Source organism: Xanthomonas sp. DAR 35659 (assembly GCF_041242975.1).
In the GTDB taxonomy this organism is placed as follows: Bacteria; Pseudomonadota; Gammaproteobacteria; order Xanthomonadales; family Xanthomonadaceae; genus Xanthomonas_A; species Xanthomonas_A medicagonis.
Genome location: NZ_CP162488.1, coordinates 3,616,889 through 3,632,224 on the forward strand (window position 1 = coordinate 3,616,889; position 15,336 = coordinate 3,632,224).

12 protein-coding genes are annotated in these 15,336 nt (G+C 67.5%); 9 read left to right on the forward strand and 3 right to left on the reverse strand.

The features are described 5' to 3' along the window. Positions 1 to 101: 101 nt before the first annotated feature. Positions 102 to 1,697 (reverse strand): transglycosylase SLT domain-containing protein, encoded by a 1,596-nt coding sequence (locus tag AB3X07_RS15080; protein WP_369939404.1) that lies wholly within the window; start codon positions 1,695 to 1,697, stop codon positions 102 to 104. 178 nt (positions 1,698 to 1,875) lie between these two features. Here AB3X07_RS15080 and AB3X07_RS15085 point away from each other — a divergent pair, with 178 nt between their 5' ends. The 6 genes from AB3X07_RS15085 (at position 1,876) to AB3X07_RS15110 (ending at position 9,806) form a co-directional block, all read left to right on the forward strand. Continuing rightward, positions 1,876 to 3,381: a helicase HerA-like domain-containing protein gene (locus AB3X07_RS15085; protein ID WP_369939405.1), complete on the forward strand. Its 1,506-nt coding sequence runs from the start codon at positions 1,876 to 1,878 to the stop codon at positions 3,379 to 3,381. Positions 3,382 to 3,852: 471 nt separating this feature from the next. After that, positions 3,853 to 5,142, forward strand: coding sequence for an HlyD family secretion protein (locus tag AB3X07_RS15090; RefSeq protein WP_369939406.1), 1,290 nt, complete (start codon positions 3,853 to 3,855; stop codon positions 5,140 to 5,142). Further along, positions 5,139 to 7,244 carry a peptidase domain-containing ABC transporter gene (locus AB3X07_RS15095; RefSeq protein WP_369939407.1) on the forward strand — a complete coding sequence of 702 codons (2,106 nt, stop codon included), beginning with the start codon at positions 5,139 to 5,141 and terminating at the stop codon, positions 7,242 to 7,244. Before AB3X07_RS15090 ends, AB3X07_RS15095 begins: the two co-directional genes overlap by 4 nt. A 268-nt stretch (positions 7,245 to 7,512) precedes the next feature. Continuing rightward, positions 7,513 to 8,658 carry an MvdC/MvdD family ATP grasp protein gene (locus tag AB3X07_RS15100; protein ID WP_369939408.1) on the forward strand — a complete coding sequence of 382 codons (1,146 nt, stop codon included), beginning with the start codon at positions 7,513 to 7,515 and terminating at the stop codon, positions 8,656 to 8,658. 132 nt (positions 8,659 to 8,790) lie between these two features. Beyond that, a complete protein-coding gene (locus tag AB3X07_RS15105) occupies positions 8,791 to 8,979 on the forward strand; it encodes a hypothetical protein (protein ID WP_369939409.1) in 189 nt (62 codons plus the stop codon). 122 nt (positions 8,980 to 9,101) lie between these two features. Then, on the forward strand, positions 9,102 to 9,806 hold the full coding sequence (locus AB3X07_RS15110; protein ID WP_369939410.1) for a hypothetical protein: 705 nt from the start codon (positions 9,102 to 9,104) through the stop codon (positions 9,804 to 9,806). Positions 9,807 to 9,959: 153 nt separating this feature from the next. Here the strand turns inward: AB3X07_RS15110 and nudK are convergent, their stop codons facing one another. Next, entirely contained in the window at positions 9,960 to 10,559 is a 600-nt protein-coding gene (gene nudK, locus AB3X07_RS15115) for a GDP-mannose pyrophosphatase NudK (protein WP_369939411.1), read from the reverse strand. Positions 10,560 to 11,029: 470 nt separating this feature from the next. Between nudK and AB3X07_RS15120 the strand changes: the two genes are divergently transcribed. Further along, the gene (locus tag AB3X07_RS15120) at positions 11,030 to 12,307 is read left to right on the forward strand and encodes a hypothetical protein (RefSeq protein WP_369939412.1); all 1,278 of its coding nucleotides are present in this window, start codon (positions 11,030 to 11,032) and stop codon (positions 12,305 to 12,307) included. A 40-nt stretch (positions 12,308 to 12,347) separates the two neighbouring features. Here the strand turns inward: AB3X07_RS15120 and AB3X07_RS15125 are convergent, their stop codons facing one another. Beyond that, positions 12,348 to 13,802 (reverse strand): rhomboid family intramembrane serine protease, encoded by a 1,455-nt coding sequence (locus AB3X07_RS15125; RefSeq protein ID WP_369939413.1) that lies wholly within the window; start codon positions 13,800 to 13,802, stop codon positions 12,348 to 12,350. Positions 13,803 to 13,909: 107 nt separating this feature from the next. Here AB3X07_RS15125 and greB point away from each other — a divergent pair, with 107 nt between their 5' ends. Continuing rightward, entirely contained in the window at positions 13,910 to 14,416 is a 507-nt protein-coding gene (gene greB, locus AB3X07_RS15130) for a transcription elongation factor GreB (protein WP_369939414.1), read from the forward strand. Between the two features lie 257 nt (positions 14,417 to 14,673). Then, positions 14,674 to 15,336 (forward strand): dienelactone hydrolase family protein, encoded by a 663-nt coding sequence (locus AB3X07_RS15135; RefSeq protein ID WP_369939415.1) that lies wholly within the window; start codon positions 14,674 to 14,676, stop codon positions 15,334 to 15,336.

Here is a 15,336-nt window from a genome sequence, read left to right on the forward strand (position 1 = left end):
TCAATGCATGGCCGAAACGCCATCCATCCGACACTGCAGCCGCCGCACCCTCATCCGGCGCTGCGCGCCACCTTCTCCCGGGAGAGAAGGCGTGCACGGCCTTATTTCTCGCAGCCCACCAGCTTCAGCGACTGGCCCGGCTTCAGCGCATAGCCCGGGGCGCGCAGGCCGTTGGCCTTGGCCAGTTCCTTCACCTCGCAGTCGTGGCGGTCGGCGATCCGGCCCAGGGTGTCGCCCTTGGCCACGCGGTAGCTGCGCACCTGCTTCTGCTTGGGCTTGGCCGGCGCCGGCCGGCCGGTGGCCACCGTGGTCGGCACGCCGGCAACCGGGCTGACATCGCCCACCGCCACGTTGCCGGTGAGGTCGGCCGCCGGCGTGCTGCTGCGGATCGCGGCGTTGACGTCGGCGGTGATCAGCGCGCGCGCCAGGTCGGCGCGCGGGCCGCTGACGCAGTAGCGGTTGTACAGCCCGACGATCTTGGTCGTGGCGTTGATGGTCACCCCGGCCGGGATCCAGCCATCGGGTTCGTAGCGCGGGTTGAGGTTGCGCAGCGCGCGCATGTAGCCGTCGCGGGTGCCATCGCTGCCCAGGCAGATGGTCAGTTCGTAGATCGTGGTCGACTTGGCCAGGCGCAGCGTGGCCGGCTGCGCGTTGATCTTCGGGAACGCCACACCGTACTGCTGCGGGTGCAGGAAGATCCAGGCCGCGGCAATCACCATCGGCACGTAGTCCTTGGTCTCGGCCGGGAACTGGTTGTACACCTGGGCATCCCAGAAACTGCGCCCCTGCATCTGGTTGAACACGCGCGCCGCGCGGCCCTCGCCGCCGTTGTAGCCGGCCAGCGACAGCTCGATGCTGCGATTGAGCTCGGCCATGCGCTCGTTGATGTACACCGCGCTGGCCTCGGCGGCGCTGCGCGCGTCGTAGCGGGTATCGAAGCCGGTACCGTCCGGACCCAGCCCGAAGCGGCGCCCGGTGGCGGGCATGAACTGCATCAGCCCGGCGGCGCCAACCCGCGAATTGGCATGCACGCGGCCGTTGGATTCCTTGGCGATGATGCCGAACAGCAGCGCTTCCGGAAGGCCGCGTTTTTCCCATTCCGGCCACATGATCGCGCGCAGGTTCTGGTAGTTCTCGTAGCTGTTCATCAGCGACGGGCGCATGTCGGTGAGCCAGCGGCGGATGCCGGCCTGCACCGCCGGGTTGTACTCGACCATGGCATCGAAGGCGTGGCGCTGGTCGTTGAGCAAGCTGGCCGCGCGCGCGGCCTCCGGCACGTCCGCGGCCAGCGGGCTGATGTGGTCGGGATCGGCCTGCAGCGGCGCGGCGCCATCGTCCACCGCATCCGCGTCGGTCGCCGCCCCCTGCGCATCGGCCTTGGCCTTCAGCAGGCGCTTGTACGCGCCCAGGTAGGTGCCGACCTGGCAACCGCGCTGCTTGATGCAGGCGTCGACCACGTCCTCGATGTCCTCCAGCGCCGCGTCGCTCTCCTGGCTGCCCTTTGGGTCGCTGTTGCCGACCAGCACCATGGCGTCGTTGTAGCGCTTCTCGGCCGCCGCCAGGCGCTGGTCGAGCACGGCGATGGCGGCCTTGTCGCGGGCGGAGACGCGTTCGGCGTGGGCGGTGGGCGCGGCGCAGGCCAGCGCCAAGGCAGCCACGGCGGGCCATCCATGGGTGATACGGAACGAAGGGAGCATGAGCGGACGCGACGACGGAAAGGCCGCAGGGTAGCCGCCGCCGTCGCATCGCGGCAAGGTCGGAGGTGCGCCAACAGCCCCTCGGCGGGGCATCCATTCATCGCCGCGGGCGGCCCGGGCGGCGAGCGGGCGCCGGCGCGAACGCCTAGAATCCGCCCACCTCACCGCGGAGCTGTTCATGGACCCGATCCTGCTGGGCAAAGGCGTGACCGACGACATCGCGGTGCTGCTGCAGCCGCGGCTGGGCAATCGCCATGGCCTGGTCGCCGGGGCCACCGGCACCGGCAAGACCGTGACCCTGATGACCCTGGCCGAAGGCTTCTCGCGGATCGGTGTGCCGGTGTTCATGGCCGACGTGAAGGGCGACGTGGCCGGACTGGCGGTCGCCGGCGACGGCAGCGAAAAAGTGCTGCAGCGCGCCAAGGACATCGGCGTGGCCGACTACGCCCCGGCCGCCAACCCGGTGGTGTTCTGGGACCTGTACGGCCAGCTCGGGCATCCGGTGCGCACCACCGTCAGCGAAATGGGGCCGACCCTGCTGGCGCGAATCCTGGAACTCAACGACACCCAGGCCGGCGTGCTCGATATCGTGTTCAAGCTGGCCGACGACCGCGGCCTGCTGCTGCTCGACCTGGACGACCTGCGCGCGCTGCTGGCGCTGGTCGCCGAGGAGCGCAAGGACATCTCCACCGAATACGGCCTGGTCAGCGCACCGTCGGTGGCGGCGATCCAGCGCGCGCTGCTGCGCCTGGCGCAGGACGGCGGCGAAGGCTTCTTCGGCGAGCCGGCGCTGGACCTGGCCGACGTGATGCGCGTGGGCAGCGATGGCCGCGGCGTGATCGGCATCCTCGCCGCCGCGCAACTGGTGCTCAAGCCGCGCCTGTATTCCACCTTCCTGTTATGGCTGCTGTCGGAACTGTTCGAGCGGCTGCCGGAAGTGGGCGACCTGGACAAACCCAAGCTGGTGTTCGTGTTCGATGAGGCGCACCTGTTGTTCGACGACGCGCCGCCGGCGCTGGTGCAGCGCATCGAGCAGGTGGTGCGGCTGATCCGCTCCAAGGGCGTGGGCGTGTACTTCTGCTCGCAGTTCCCCGACGACGTACCGGACAACATCCTCGGCCAGCTCGGCAACCGCGTGCAGCACGCGCTGCGCGCCTACACCCCGCGCGACCAGAAGGCGGTGCGCACCGCGGCCGAGACCTTCGTCGCCAACCCCAAGCTGGACGTGGCCAAGACCATCGCCCAGCTCGGCACCGGCGAAGCCCTGGTATCCACGCTGCAGGACAAGGGCGTGCCGGCGCCGGTGCAGCAGACCCTGATCGCGCCGCCACGCTGCCGCATGGGCGCCATCACCGACGCCGAACGCGCGCAGGTGCGCGCCGGCAGCGTGGTCGGCCATCGCTACGACACCGCGGTCAACCGCGAGTCGGCGGCGGAGCTGCTCGCGCGCCGGGTCGAACAGGCGGCCTGCACCGCCGCCGCGCCGGCGGCGCGCACCCGCGAGCAGGACGAGGCGCAGGACAGCGGCTTCGGCCAGGCGGTCAAGGACGCGGTGTTCGGCACCAAGCGCCGCCAGGGCATGCTGGAAACCATGGCCAAGCAGACCTCGCGCACCATCGGCAACCGCATCGGCCAGCAGATCGTGCGCGGCATCTTCGGCAGCATCTTCGGCGGCAAGCGCTGAGCGTGGCGAATCGAACTACGGTCTGCGTGGCACCTGCGCGGATGCGTCCACGATGCGGCCCTTGCTACGGGAGCGGCGCGACGGAGATCTATCACGCGCGGAGCGCGACCGTTCCAGTCGGTGTCATGCGCGCCCCTCGTTGATCTGCGCGCACTCCTCGCGCTTCATTCGTTTGCTGCATCGCAAGATCAACGGTCGCCGCTGAGGTGGCGTACGCCTCTCCGCACCACTGCGGCCAGCACATCATGCCCTCGATGGAAATCGCCTCGAACGCCGGCTGGCGCGCGATCTCGCGTAAATGCGCATTGTTCGAAGTCCGTGGCTGGACTGAACGTCCTCGTCCTACCGGCACGCCCCCGCTTGACGCACCCAACTGCGACTGCTAGAACGACAGCGCCTGAATTAGTCTATTTGGGCAAGATGGAAGGCGCTTAATTCACCAGGATTGGTTTCGTTACAGTCGAGAAAAGGATGTCGGACGACTTGTTCCGCAAGGAAGCCGTAGATTCGCAACGCAGCGGACTACTGGGCAGTATCTTTTTCCAGGCCCCGCGATTGGGCTGGGTATTCTTTGGCATCGGCGCAGCGACCATCGTCGCGATTTTCGCGTTTCTGTTCTTCGGCCACTACACGCGCCGCCAGACGATCGAAGGAACGCTGGTGCCCAGCACCGGGCTGCTGGTGCAGACCACGCCCGCCGCTGGCGTGATCGGACGCGTGCTGGTGCGCGAAGGCGAACGCGTGCACGCCGGGCAGCCGCTCATCGAGATCTCGCTCAAGCAGGAAAGCACGCTGCTGGGCGACACGCAGCAACGCATCGCCGACCAGCTCGACGTCAAGCAAAGCCGCCTGCATTCGGACTTGGCCGAACAGCAACGCATCTCGCAGCAACAGCAGCGGGATCTACGGGTGCAACTGGAGATGCTGCGCCAGCAGGTCGCCCAGAAGCAGACGCAAACCGAGCTGCAGCAGCAACGCGCGGACAACTCCATGGCGCTGTACAAGCAATGGTCCGGCGTGGCGGAAGACGGGATCATCAGCAAGGTGCAGCTGGCGCAGCAACGGGACATCGCGCTGCAGAACCTGTCTCAGCTCAACGACCTGAAGAGCCAGGTGCTGCAATTGAAGCAGCAAGCGGAGCAAGTGAGCGCAGAACTGATCCAACTGCCCTCCTCCGCTGCGCGCCAGCGCAACGAGACCGAACGCCAGCTCGCCGACGTCAGGCAGTCGATGGCGAGCAATGCCGCGCAGAGCTCGGCCCTGGTTCGCGCCTCCGCCGACGGCATCGTCGCGAACGTGCTGATCCACCCAGGCCAGGCCATCAAGGAGCAGCAATCGCTGTTGACCGTGCTTGCGGCCGATACCACGCTGCGGGCCGAGCTGTGGATGCCCTCGCAGGCCATTGGCTTCGTGCGCCCGGGCAAACCCGTGCTGATCCGGTACCGCGCCTTTCCCTATCAGAAATTCGGCCAGTACCTGGGCCGCATAGAATCGGTGTCGCGCAGCGCCACCTCGCCCAGCGAGATCAGCGCCCTGCTGGGCCAGCAAATCGCCGAACCGCGTTATCGCGTGGAGGTGGCGCTGGACCATCAGCAGGTCGACGCATACGGACGCAAGGAGCCGCTCAAGCCCGGCATGACCCTGGAGGCGAGCGTCCTGCTGGATCGGCGCCGCCTGATCGAATGGCTGTTCGAGCCGCTGTACGAATTCGCTCCCGGCGTGCACGGCGATCGGATCGCGGACCTGGGCGCAGCCCGATGATGGAGGCCGCGGCTCTGCCGAATTGGCACCAGCGGCGCGCACTGCCGCTGGTGCTGCAGACCGAAACCGCCGAGTGCGGGCTGGCCTGCCTGGCGATGATCGGCTGCTTCCACGGACATGAAGTGGACTTGGTCAGCCTAAGACACCGCTTCAGCACATCGATGCAAGGCGTCCACCTGGCCAGACTCATCGAGATCGCCGATGCGCTCGGCTTCGAGTCGCGCCCGCTGCGGGTGGAACTGGAGGACCTGCCGCAGGCCCAACTGCCGTGCATCCTGCATTGGGACTTGAATCACTTCGTGGTCCTCAAGCGCGTCTCCCGCCGCGGGCTGTACATCCATGATCCGGCGCACGGCCGGCGCTTCGTGCCCATCAAGGAAGCGGGCAAGCACTTCACCGGCATCCTGCTCGAACTGACTCCGGGGCACGACTTCACCATCGTGCGTGAGCGGCAACACATCCCGCTGCAAGCGCTCACCGGCCGGTTGGTGGGTTTGCCGAAAGTGCTCATGCAGGTTCTGGGGCTGGCAGTGGCGATCGAGCTGCTGACGCTCATCCTTCCGTTCCAGATGCAGTGGATCCTGGACCAGGTCATGCTGTCGGCGGATCGCGGCTTGCTGTTGCTGATGACATTCGGCTTCCTTGCGATCGTCGTGCTCTCCGCCGGCCTGAGCATCGCCCGCGCCTGGATCATCAGCTGGCTCGGCGCGACCTTGAACACGCAGTGGATCGGCAATCTCTTCAGCCACTTGCTGAAGCTGCCCATGGACTTCTTCGAAAAGCGGCAGATGGGCGACCTGCTTTCTCGCTTTTCCTCCATCCATGCGATACAGAACACGCTGACCGGCAGCTTCATCGAGGCCGTGCTCGATGGCGTCATGGGCGCCCTGGCCCTGGCCGTCCTGTTCCTGTACAGCGCCGAACTCACGCTCCTGGTGCTGGCGGCCGTGATGACCTACGTGGCGATGCGCTGGATGATGTATCGCAAGCTATGGCGACTCAACGAGGAGCAACTGGTCTACTGGGCGCGGCAACAGAGCGAACTGATGGAGTCGGTGCGGGGCGTGCAAGCCATCAAGCTCGCCAACAAGCAGAGCCAGCGACGCGCGCGCCTGACCAACGCCACCTTGGCGGCCAACCAGAGGGAAATGCAGGCGCAGCGGATCACCCTGATCTTCGGCGTGCTCAACCGCAGCTTCTTCTCCATCCAGCGGGTGCTGCTGCTGTCGCTGGGCGCCTACCTGGCCCTGAAGGGACAATTCTCGGTCGGCATGCTGGTCGCCTATCTCGCCTACGCGGACCAGTTCGCTACGAAAGCCCACAGCCTGATCGACAAGATCGTCGATTTCCGCATGTTGCGCCTGCACGCCGAACGCATTTCGGACGTGGCGTTGGCGGCGCCGGAAAAGCACACGCAGAGCAGCTACAGCGGCCCGGAGCCGGACGCGCGGATCACGGTGAAGGGACTGGGCTTCCGTTACTCGCAGGGAGACCCGTGGCTGTTCCGCGATCTGAACCTGGAGTTCCGTGCAGGTGAGTCGGTGGCGGTCGTCGGACCCAGCGGCTACGGAAAGAGCACGCTGGCCAAGCTCCTGGTGGGCTTGCTCGAACCCAGCGAAGGCTGCATCGAGATCGACGGGATCGACATCCGGCGATTCGGCCTGGACAACTACCGCCGCCTGCTGGGTGTGGTCATGCAGGACGACGCGCTGTTCGCGGGCAGCGTCGCCGCCAACATCGCGCTCTTCGACGATGCGGCGCAGATGGACGCGATCGTGGCCGCCGCGACGCTGGCCGATATCCACCGCGACGTCATGGCGATGCCGATGGGATACGAGTCGTTGATCGGCGATATGGGCGCCGCCCTGTCCGGTGGGCAGCGGCAACGCCTGGTCCTGGCGCGCGCGCTGTACCGCAAGCCGAGGATCCTGGTGCTGGATGAGGCAACCAGCCACCTGGACGTCAAGACCGAGCAGACCATCAACCAGGCAATCTCCGGCATGCGCATGACCCGCATCATGTTCGCGCATCGCCCCGAGACCATTGCCAGCGCCGATCGTATCGTCGACATGGAACAGCTTGCGGGAGCGCGCGATGCATAACGAACGCGCCGACGAAATCGCGTCTAGACGTCTGGCCGTCACTCCGAATTGCGGGGGACCGCTGCACGGCACCGAAACGGCACCGAGGCGACCGGCGTGGGCGAGGACACAGAACCGTACAAGCGCAAACAGAACTGTTGCCAGGCCGTCGCGGCGTCCGGTTCGCGAAGCTTTTGCCGCGACACCGCTTGCTTGGGCCCTGCTCAGGCAATCCCAGCGGCAATTCAAAACGGAAGATTTCGCTATTTGACAAGGAGTGGGGTGACCCATGCGCGCAGAGGATGCAATGGGCGGTACGAGACCGGAAGCCAGCGAAAGCGATGGTAGCGCCGGTGTCGCCTCTGGACGGGCGACCAGGAATGTATTGATTCACACCGTCCGCAACGACTTCCATGCGACCGTCGTCGCACACGCCCTGGGCTTGCGCGGACACCGGGTTATTCGGTGGATCGGGCAGGACTATCCGGAGCGCATCACGGGCAGCGTGTCCTTCGTGGGCGACCAGGTCGGCATCCGGTTCTCGGTGGACGAGGCGGCCTTCACGCCATCCCAGGTCGACGTCGTCTGGTTTCGCAGACACGCGACGCCGGTGGCGCCTTCCTTCATCGATCGGCGCGACGTCGATTTCGTGACCGATGAACTGCAGATCGCCGATACGGCGCATGCGCGGCTGTTCGACCATGCGTTCTGGATCAACAGCACAAGCGCGTCGGCTGCCTGCGATGTCAAGACGACGCAGTTGATGGTGGCCAAGGCGGTGGGCATGACCCTGCCTCGCACCCTGGTCAGCAACGACCCGAACGACATCCGGGCGTTTCTTTCGCGGGGAGAAGCCTGCATCTACAAGCCATTGAGTGGCCACACCTGGACGGAGGAAGGCCGGACGCGCAAGACGTACACGGCCGAAGTCACGCTCGACCACCTCCCCGCCGATCCGATCCTGCAGGCCACTCCCGGCATCTTCCAGCAGAAGGTGCGCAAATCCTACGAAGTCCGGGTGCAGTTCTTCGGCGCCTTCTATGCCGGAGTGAAGATCGAGTCTTCCAGTTTGAGGGAAGGCGATCTGGACTGGCGTATCGATCAGGACACCATCACGTCCTGTCAGCCCGTGGTGCTGCCGCCGCACGTGTACGCCAGTTGCAGAGACATGATGCGGCGACTCGGCATCGTCAGTGGCGGCTTCGACTTCATCGTCGACGACCGCGACCAGTGGATCTTCATGGAAGTGAACGAGGCCGGGCAATTCCTGTTCATCGAGTCGTGGTGCGAACAACTTCCGCTACTCGATGCGTTTTGCCAGTTCATCGAGAAGGCCGATGCGGAGTTCGAGTACGCGCCGACTCCGACCCCGCTGACGCTCAAGGCGGCCTGCGCATCGGCCGAGCAGGCAGGGGTTCTGAGCAAGCACAAATGAGCGAGACGCTCCATCCATCCCGGATTTCCGACAGGCGGCGCCGATCGCGGCGCGCGTGCCGGACAACAGTCGTGTGGCAACGCCACGCGAGAACGTGCGGTAGCTTCCGCACATAACCAAGGAGAAGCAAAAATGTTTGCGAAGAAGAACGATAAGGACGCTTCAATCCAGTCGAACAGCCGTGTCCTCGGCCAGTTGCTGTCGCGCGAGGAGACGCAGCGCGTCGGCGGCGGAGCGGGCCCGACCGATATCTGGGCGGACGAGAACAAGTGCACGCCGCAGCGCGATGGCGTAGGCACCACCCCTCGGCCCCAAGGCTGAGATGAAGCAAACCCTGCCCGGCCACGATTCGCTGTAGCCGGGCCAGGGTGCCACTTCCGGTCGCTTCGCGGCCGGAAGTGGCACTTTTACGGCAACTGGCTCATCCAGCACCCAGGACGGCGATGGACACGAAACACCCGCGGCGGATCCTTCTTTCTGCCTTCCTTCTCTTTCAGGCCAGCGCGCTGCCTGCCGCGCCTCCTTCCGATTCGAATACCTACGTGGAGTTCCTGTGGTCGCGCCCATCGTCTGATGCACTCGCGCGCCAGGAAACCCGGGGCTTCCTGCTAGGGAACAGCGACCATCGGGTCTGCGTGGCCGCCATCAATCCGCCGCCAGGCGGCGTCGCATCGTTGCGCATCGACGCAGTGGACGCGGCGGGCAAGCTCGCCTCCCGGCAATACCACGACGACTTCCGCGGAGCCAAGCAGTGCTACCCCGCTGAGCTGGGGACGACTGGCCAGCCGGGAGAATGGACGTTCAACATCTACATCAACCAGGCACTGGCCGCGACCAAGCAAATCGAGGTGGCAAGGAGCCTGGAGACAGCGACGTTCTACGCGCCGTCCTTGACCCCATATGTCCTGGGTCGCCCCAATTACGACGCCACCCTTGACCCGGACAAATTCGTCGGACGCCTGGTGTGGATCATGAGTGTCGACAAGCGCGGCACCGTTACCAGGGTGGACATCGAATCGGCCGAGGGCGTCGGGGCCGTGATGCGGGATCGTGCGATCGCGGCAGGCTACATGTCGTTGTTTCCGCCTGATCCATTGCGCGCCGAGGGCGCAACCTATCGCCGCGAACTGAACTTCGATCGGGACTGAAGGCAACAGGCCGCAACGAACATCGCGCGACGTTGCTTCACTCGGCGTGCGCCTCGCGACGGGCAGCCGCATGTACCGCGCGCCAACGGCCGCGGCAGACGACCTTCGATCCAGGCAAAGATGGTCGCAGACGCAAAAACCAACGGCAATCCGCTAGGCCAGCACTCCCTGCAGCTTGGCGTACTGCAGCAGCATGATCGTCTTGCCGTCGGCGATCTCGCCAGAGCCGATCATCGCCAACGCGGTGTCGAGCGGCAGTTCCAGCACCTCGATCTCCTCGCCTTCGGCGGCGACACCGCCGCCCGTGCCGACCTTGTCGCCATCGAAATACTCGCCAACGAAAAAGTACAATCGCTCAGTGACCGATCCCGGGCTCATGAACGCCTCGAACACCTTGCGCACGTTCTCGATCCGGTAGCCGGTTTCCTCTTCGGTCTCCTTGCGGATGCAGGTCTGCGGATCGTCCCGGTCCAGCAGCCCGGCACAGGCTTCGATCAGCATGCCGTCGGGATTGCCGTTGAGCAGCGTCGGCAGCCGGAACTGCCGGGTCAGCATCACCGTGCCCTTGGCACGGCTGTAGAGCAGGATGGTGGCACCGTTGCCGCGATCGTAGGCTTCGCGCGAAAGGGTTTGCCAACTGCCGTCGTTGCGCTGGAAATCGAAGGTCACCTTGCGCAACACGTACCAGTTGTCGGACAGCACGTCGATCTGGCCGAGGCGAACGCGCGGGTTGCCGGTGACGGATGAATGCAAGCGATGCTCCATGGCGTGGAAGGAACAGCCGTGGCGGCACGCACAGCGAACGCTGCAGGATGCTCACCACGGCGGAGCGAGCATTGTACGTGCGAGCGCCAAAGGGCATTGGACTACCTGGCCACGCGCAACACGCAGCGCAGCGGCGGCTCCCTCTCGGCGCGACGCCGACCACCATTGCACCACCGCGCGAATGCCGCGTCTCGGGGTGCACCAGCCGGACTGGCGGCACGCTGGCATTGGCCCGGCACCGCATAGAGCGGCGCCTCGCCCGCCGGCAGCGCGCCCTGCTCCGCTCGCCCACGTCCAAGTCCACGCCTGCCCCTGCCCCTGCCCCTGCCCCTGCCCCTGCTCCCGCTCCCGCTCCCGCTCCAGCGCAAGCGCAGGCGCAGGCGCAGGTGCAGGTGCCCCGATTGCACGCCTAGCCAACCGCCTTCACAATCGGCGCACATTGAACGCAGGGGGGCGTCATGGAAGACCGTCGTCGTGCCGGCGCAAGCCGCGCGCACCGCAACACACCCGCACCTTTCTGGACCCGCACCCGGGCCATCGCGCTGTATCCGCTGCGCGGCGGCGCGCTGTTCGCGCTGATCGCGCTGTCCCTGTGCCGCCTGCTGGGGATGCTGCCGGGCATCGGCTGGATCCTCGCCATCGTCACCGCCCTGGCAATCTACAAGTACGCCTTCGAGATCCTGCGGCATACCGCCGACGGCTACATGGACGCACCGGAGCGCGGCTTCGACATCGGCGACGGCGTGGTCCTGCGCTTGATGGCGATGATCATCGTGCTCGCCGCACTGGTGGTCGTGGTCGCCGTGCTGGCCGGCAAGCTCGCCGCCGTGCTGCTGGCCCTGGCCCTGGTCCTGCTGCAGCCCGGCATGCTGATTTCGCTGGCCATGGACGGCAGCCTGCGGCGGGCGCTCAATCCGGCGGTGTCGATAAGCCTGGCGCTGCGCATCGGCTGGCCGTATCTGGCCGCGTTCGGCCTGCTGTTCGTGATCCAGGCCAGCGCGACGGGCGCCGCCGAGCGGCTGGAACGCTATCTGCCGCCGGTGCTGAGCGACCTGGCGGTCGGCGTGGTGATGATCTGGGGGCTGTTCGCCACCTTCCATCTGATGGGCTATCTGGTCTACCAGTACCACGAGGCGCTGGGCTACGACCCCGCCAGCATCGACGACGGCCCCCACCGCCACGACCCGGACCAGCGCGTGCTCGACGAGGCCGAGCACCTGGTGCGCGACGGCCATACCACCGACGCGCTGCAACTGCTGCGTGGCGAGGTGCGCACCCGCGCGGTGAGCCTGGCGGTGCACGAGTTGTACCAGCGCCTGTTGCGCGGCAGCGGGCGCGCCGACGACCTGCGCGAGCACACCCGCCAGTACATCAACCGCCTGCTGCAGGAAAAGCAGGAACGGCGAGCGCTGGCGCTGCTGCGCGAAGCGCTCGACAGCGATCCCGACTTCGTCCCGTTGCTGCCCGAGCAGGCGACGATGCTGGCCGAGCGCGCGCAACTGTCCGGACAGTTCAAACTGTCCCTGGACACCCAGCGCGCCGCGCTGCGCGCCTGGCCCAGGGCGGACGAATTCGGCGCGTGGTCGCTCAACGCGGCACTGCTGGCGGCCGAACGCTTCAGCGACGACGCGCAGGCGCGCACGCTGCTGCAGGATGCGCTCGCGCGCTGCGAGGACGAGACCCAGCGCGGCAAGCTGCAAGCGGCGCTGAAGGCGCTGACGATCGCACCGGCATGACGCCGGCCGACGTCGGCGGCATCACGCCCGACGCGGGCGCTCAGGCATTGGCGAGCAGGAAACGCGCCTTCTCCGCTTGCGGCAGATCCGGGTAGCGCTCGATCACCGTCTGCAACAGGCGCTGGCGCTCGGCGGCGGACTGGCGCTCGCCGTGGCCCAGCGCCAGCCGGAACCAGTGCTGCGCCTGCTCGGCGCGCGGCCATGTCGCGGCATCGGCTGCGAGCAGGACTTCGGCGTCGCGCAACAGGCCCTGCGCCAGCCAGCGGTCGAACAGCAGGCTCCGCGTCGCCGCGTCCACGGCGATGCCGCCGGCAACGCAGTCGCCCAGGACCGCCGCCTGCGCCTGCGCTTCCTGCGCGGTGGCCGTCGGCAGGCGCAGCAGCTCGGTCGCGCGCGCCTGCGCCGCGCGCGTATCGCCGGCATTGCGCGCCACCCGATAGCGCGCCTGCGCCACGTCGAAGCGCCGCGGCTGCTCGGCGGCGAGCTGGTCCAGCAATGCGGCGGCCTCGCGGTTCTCCAGCCGCCCCAGATGCCGTTGCGCCCGCTCCCAGCGATCGTCCGCGGCGCCCGCGGGTTGCTCGCGCATGAAGTCCTCGTGGGTCTGCCGGGTGGCCACCAGCACCGCGCCGAGCGAGGCGCCGACCATCAGGCCGCCGGCATGCGCATCGAAGCCGATCCCGGCGTCGCCATTGGCCAGCAGGTTGTACAGCTCCCAGCCCAGCCATGCCGGCAGCAAGGTGATCGCCGGGCCGCGCACGTAGTCGAACACCACCGCGAACCAGTAGAAGAAGCGCACCGGCCGCCGCCCCCAGACCACGCAGAACGCGCCCATCAGCGCGGCGATGGCGCCGGACGCGCCCAGTCCGCCGCCGGCCTCGCCCCAGCGCCACCACAGGCTGACGGCGCTGGCGCCGAAACCGCCGAGCAGATAGACCAGCAGGAACCGCCAGCGCCCGATCGCCCCTTCCAGCAAGGTCCCGAGCACCACCAGGAACAGCATGTTGCCGAACAGATGCAGCGCGTCGCCGTGCAGGAACGTCGCCGACAGCATCCGCGCCGGCGACCATTCGGAGCTGCGCTGCAGATGGCGCAGGGTGAACACACGCTCCAGCAGCGCGTCATAGCGCGCGCGCAGCGGCGCCCAGGCTTGCTGCGCGGCCGGGTCCTCGAACGCCTCGCCGCTGCGCAGCGCGCGTGCGAAGCGCACATCGCTCACGGTGGCCGTGCCGACGAATGCCGCCTGCTGGCCCTCCGGTATCCGTTCGAACCCCGCCAGCGCCTCGCGCTGTCCGCTGCGCTGCAGGTAGTGCGCGTAGGCCGGCACCTCGACGCTGCCGAGGCCGGAATCGAGGTAGTAACGCTGCGCCTGCTGCAACGGCACGGCATCCTGGCGCTGCCAACCGAAATAGATCGCCGCGTTGAGCAACACCAGCAGCAGCGTGACCAGCGGAAAATTCTCCCGCGACAGCGGCTTGTGCAGCGGCAGGATCAACATCGCGCGACGTCCGTGTGGTGGCGGCGCCAGCTTCGGCCATCGCCCGGCGGTGCGCAAGCCGGGCGCACGCGCTAGCATCGCCACCCGTTCCGCCGCACGACACCCCGATGAGCCGCTGGCGCCCCCCTGCCGAGAAGAGCACCGCCCTGATCACCGCCGAAGGCCACGTCCGGCTCAAGGCCGAGCTGGACGACCTGTGGCGCGTGCGCCGCCCGGACGTGGTCAAGGCGCTGGCGGCGGCCGCGGCCGAGGGCGATCGCTCGGAGAACGCCGAGTACACCTACCGCAAGAAGCAGTTGGGCGAGATCGACCGCCGCGTGCGCTATCTCAGCAAGCGCCTGGAAGCGTTGCGCGTGGTCGACACCGCGCCGTCCGATCCGCAGGCCGTGTTCTTCGGCGCGCGGGTCGCGCTGGAGGACGCCGACAGCGGCGAGTTGGTGCGCTATCGCATCGTCGGCCCGGACGAGACCGATGCCGGGCGTGGCTGGATCAGCATCGATTCGCCGCTGGCGCGGGCGCTGTTGAAGAAGCGCGTCGACGACGAGGTCGAGGCGCAGCTGCCCGGCGGCCGCCACAGTTTCGTGGTGGTGTCGGTGGAGTACAGCGGCGGCTGAGCCGCGGCATCGGTGCGGCCGCCGACGGCCCGAGAGGGCGGCGAGCATGGTCGTGTCGGTGGCGTCGGCTGCATGCTGCCGGGCGGTTCCGGCATGACGCATTCCCTGCCAGGCAGCGGTCAAGCGCAGCCGCATCGTCCGCACGACATCGCCGCCCATCGCGCATGCCATGCCCGCACCTGCCGCCAGCCCGTGTTAATCGGCCTTCGCAGTCAACGTGGATAATCGGCGCCTCTCCCTCCCGCAGGAATTCCCCCATGGGCCACTGGACCACACTCGATACCGCGCACGGCCAGGTCACCGCCTGGCATGCCCTGCCCGAAGGCGCCCCGCGCGGCGGCCTGGTGATCATCCAGGAGATCTTCGGCGTCAACGCCTACGTCCGCGAGGTCGCCGACTTCTACGCCACGCAAGGCTACGAAGTGCTCGCCCCGGGCCTGTTCGACCTGGTGGAGAAGGACGTGCAACTGGAGTACGACCAGGACGGCGTGCGCAAGGGCCTGGACCTGGTCGGCGCGCTCGGCTTCGACAAGGCGCTGGACGTGGTGCAGGCCGCGGCGCGGGCGCTGGCGCCGGCCGGCAAGGTCGGCACCCTCGGCTACTGCTGGGGCGGCAGCGTGGCGCTGCTGGCGGCGCTGCGGCTGGGCCTGCCGTCGGTGAGCTATTACGGCGGGCGCAACACCCAGTTTCTCGACGAGACGCCCAAGGCGCCGGTGCTGTTCCACTTCGGCGCGCAGGACAGCAGCATTCCGCCGGAGGCGGTGCAGCAACATCGCGAGAAGCTGCCGCAGATGCAGACCTTCGTGTATCCGGCCGGCCACGGATTCGACCGCCACGTCGATCCGAACCACCACGACGCCGACAGCGCGCAGAGCGCGCGCCAGCGCAGTCTCGCCTTCCTCGCCGAACACCTGCGCTGA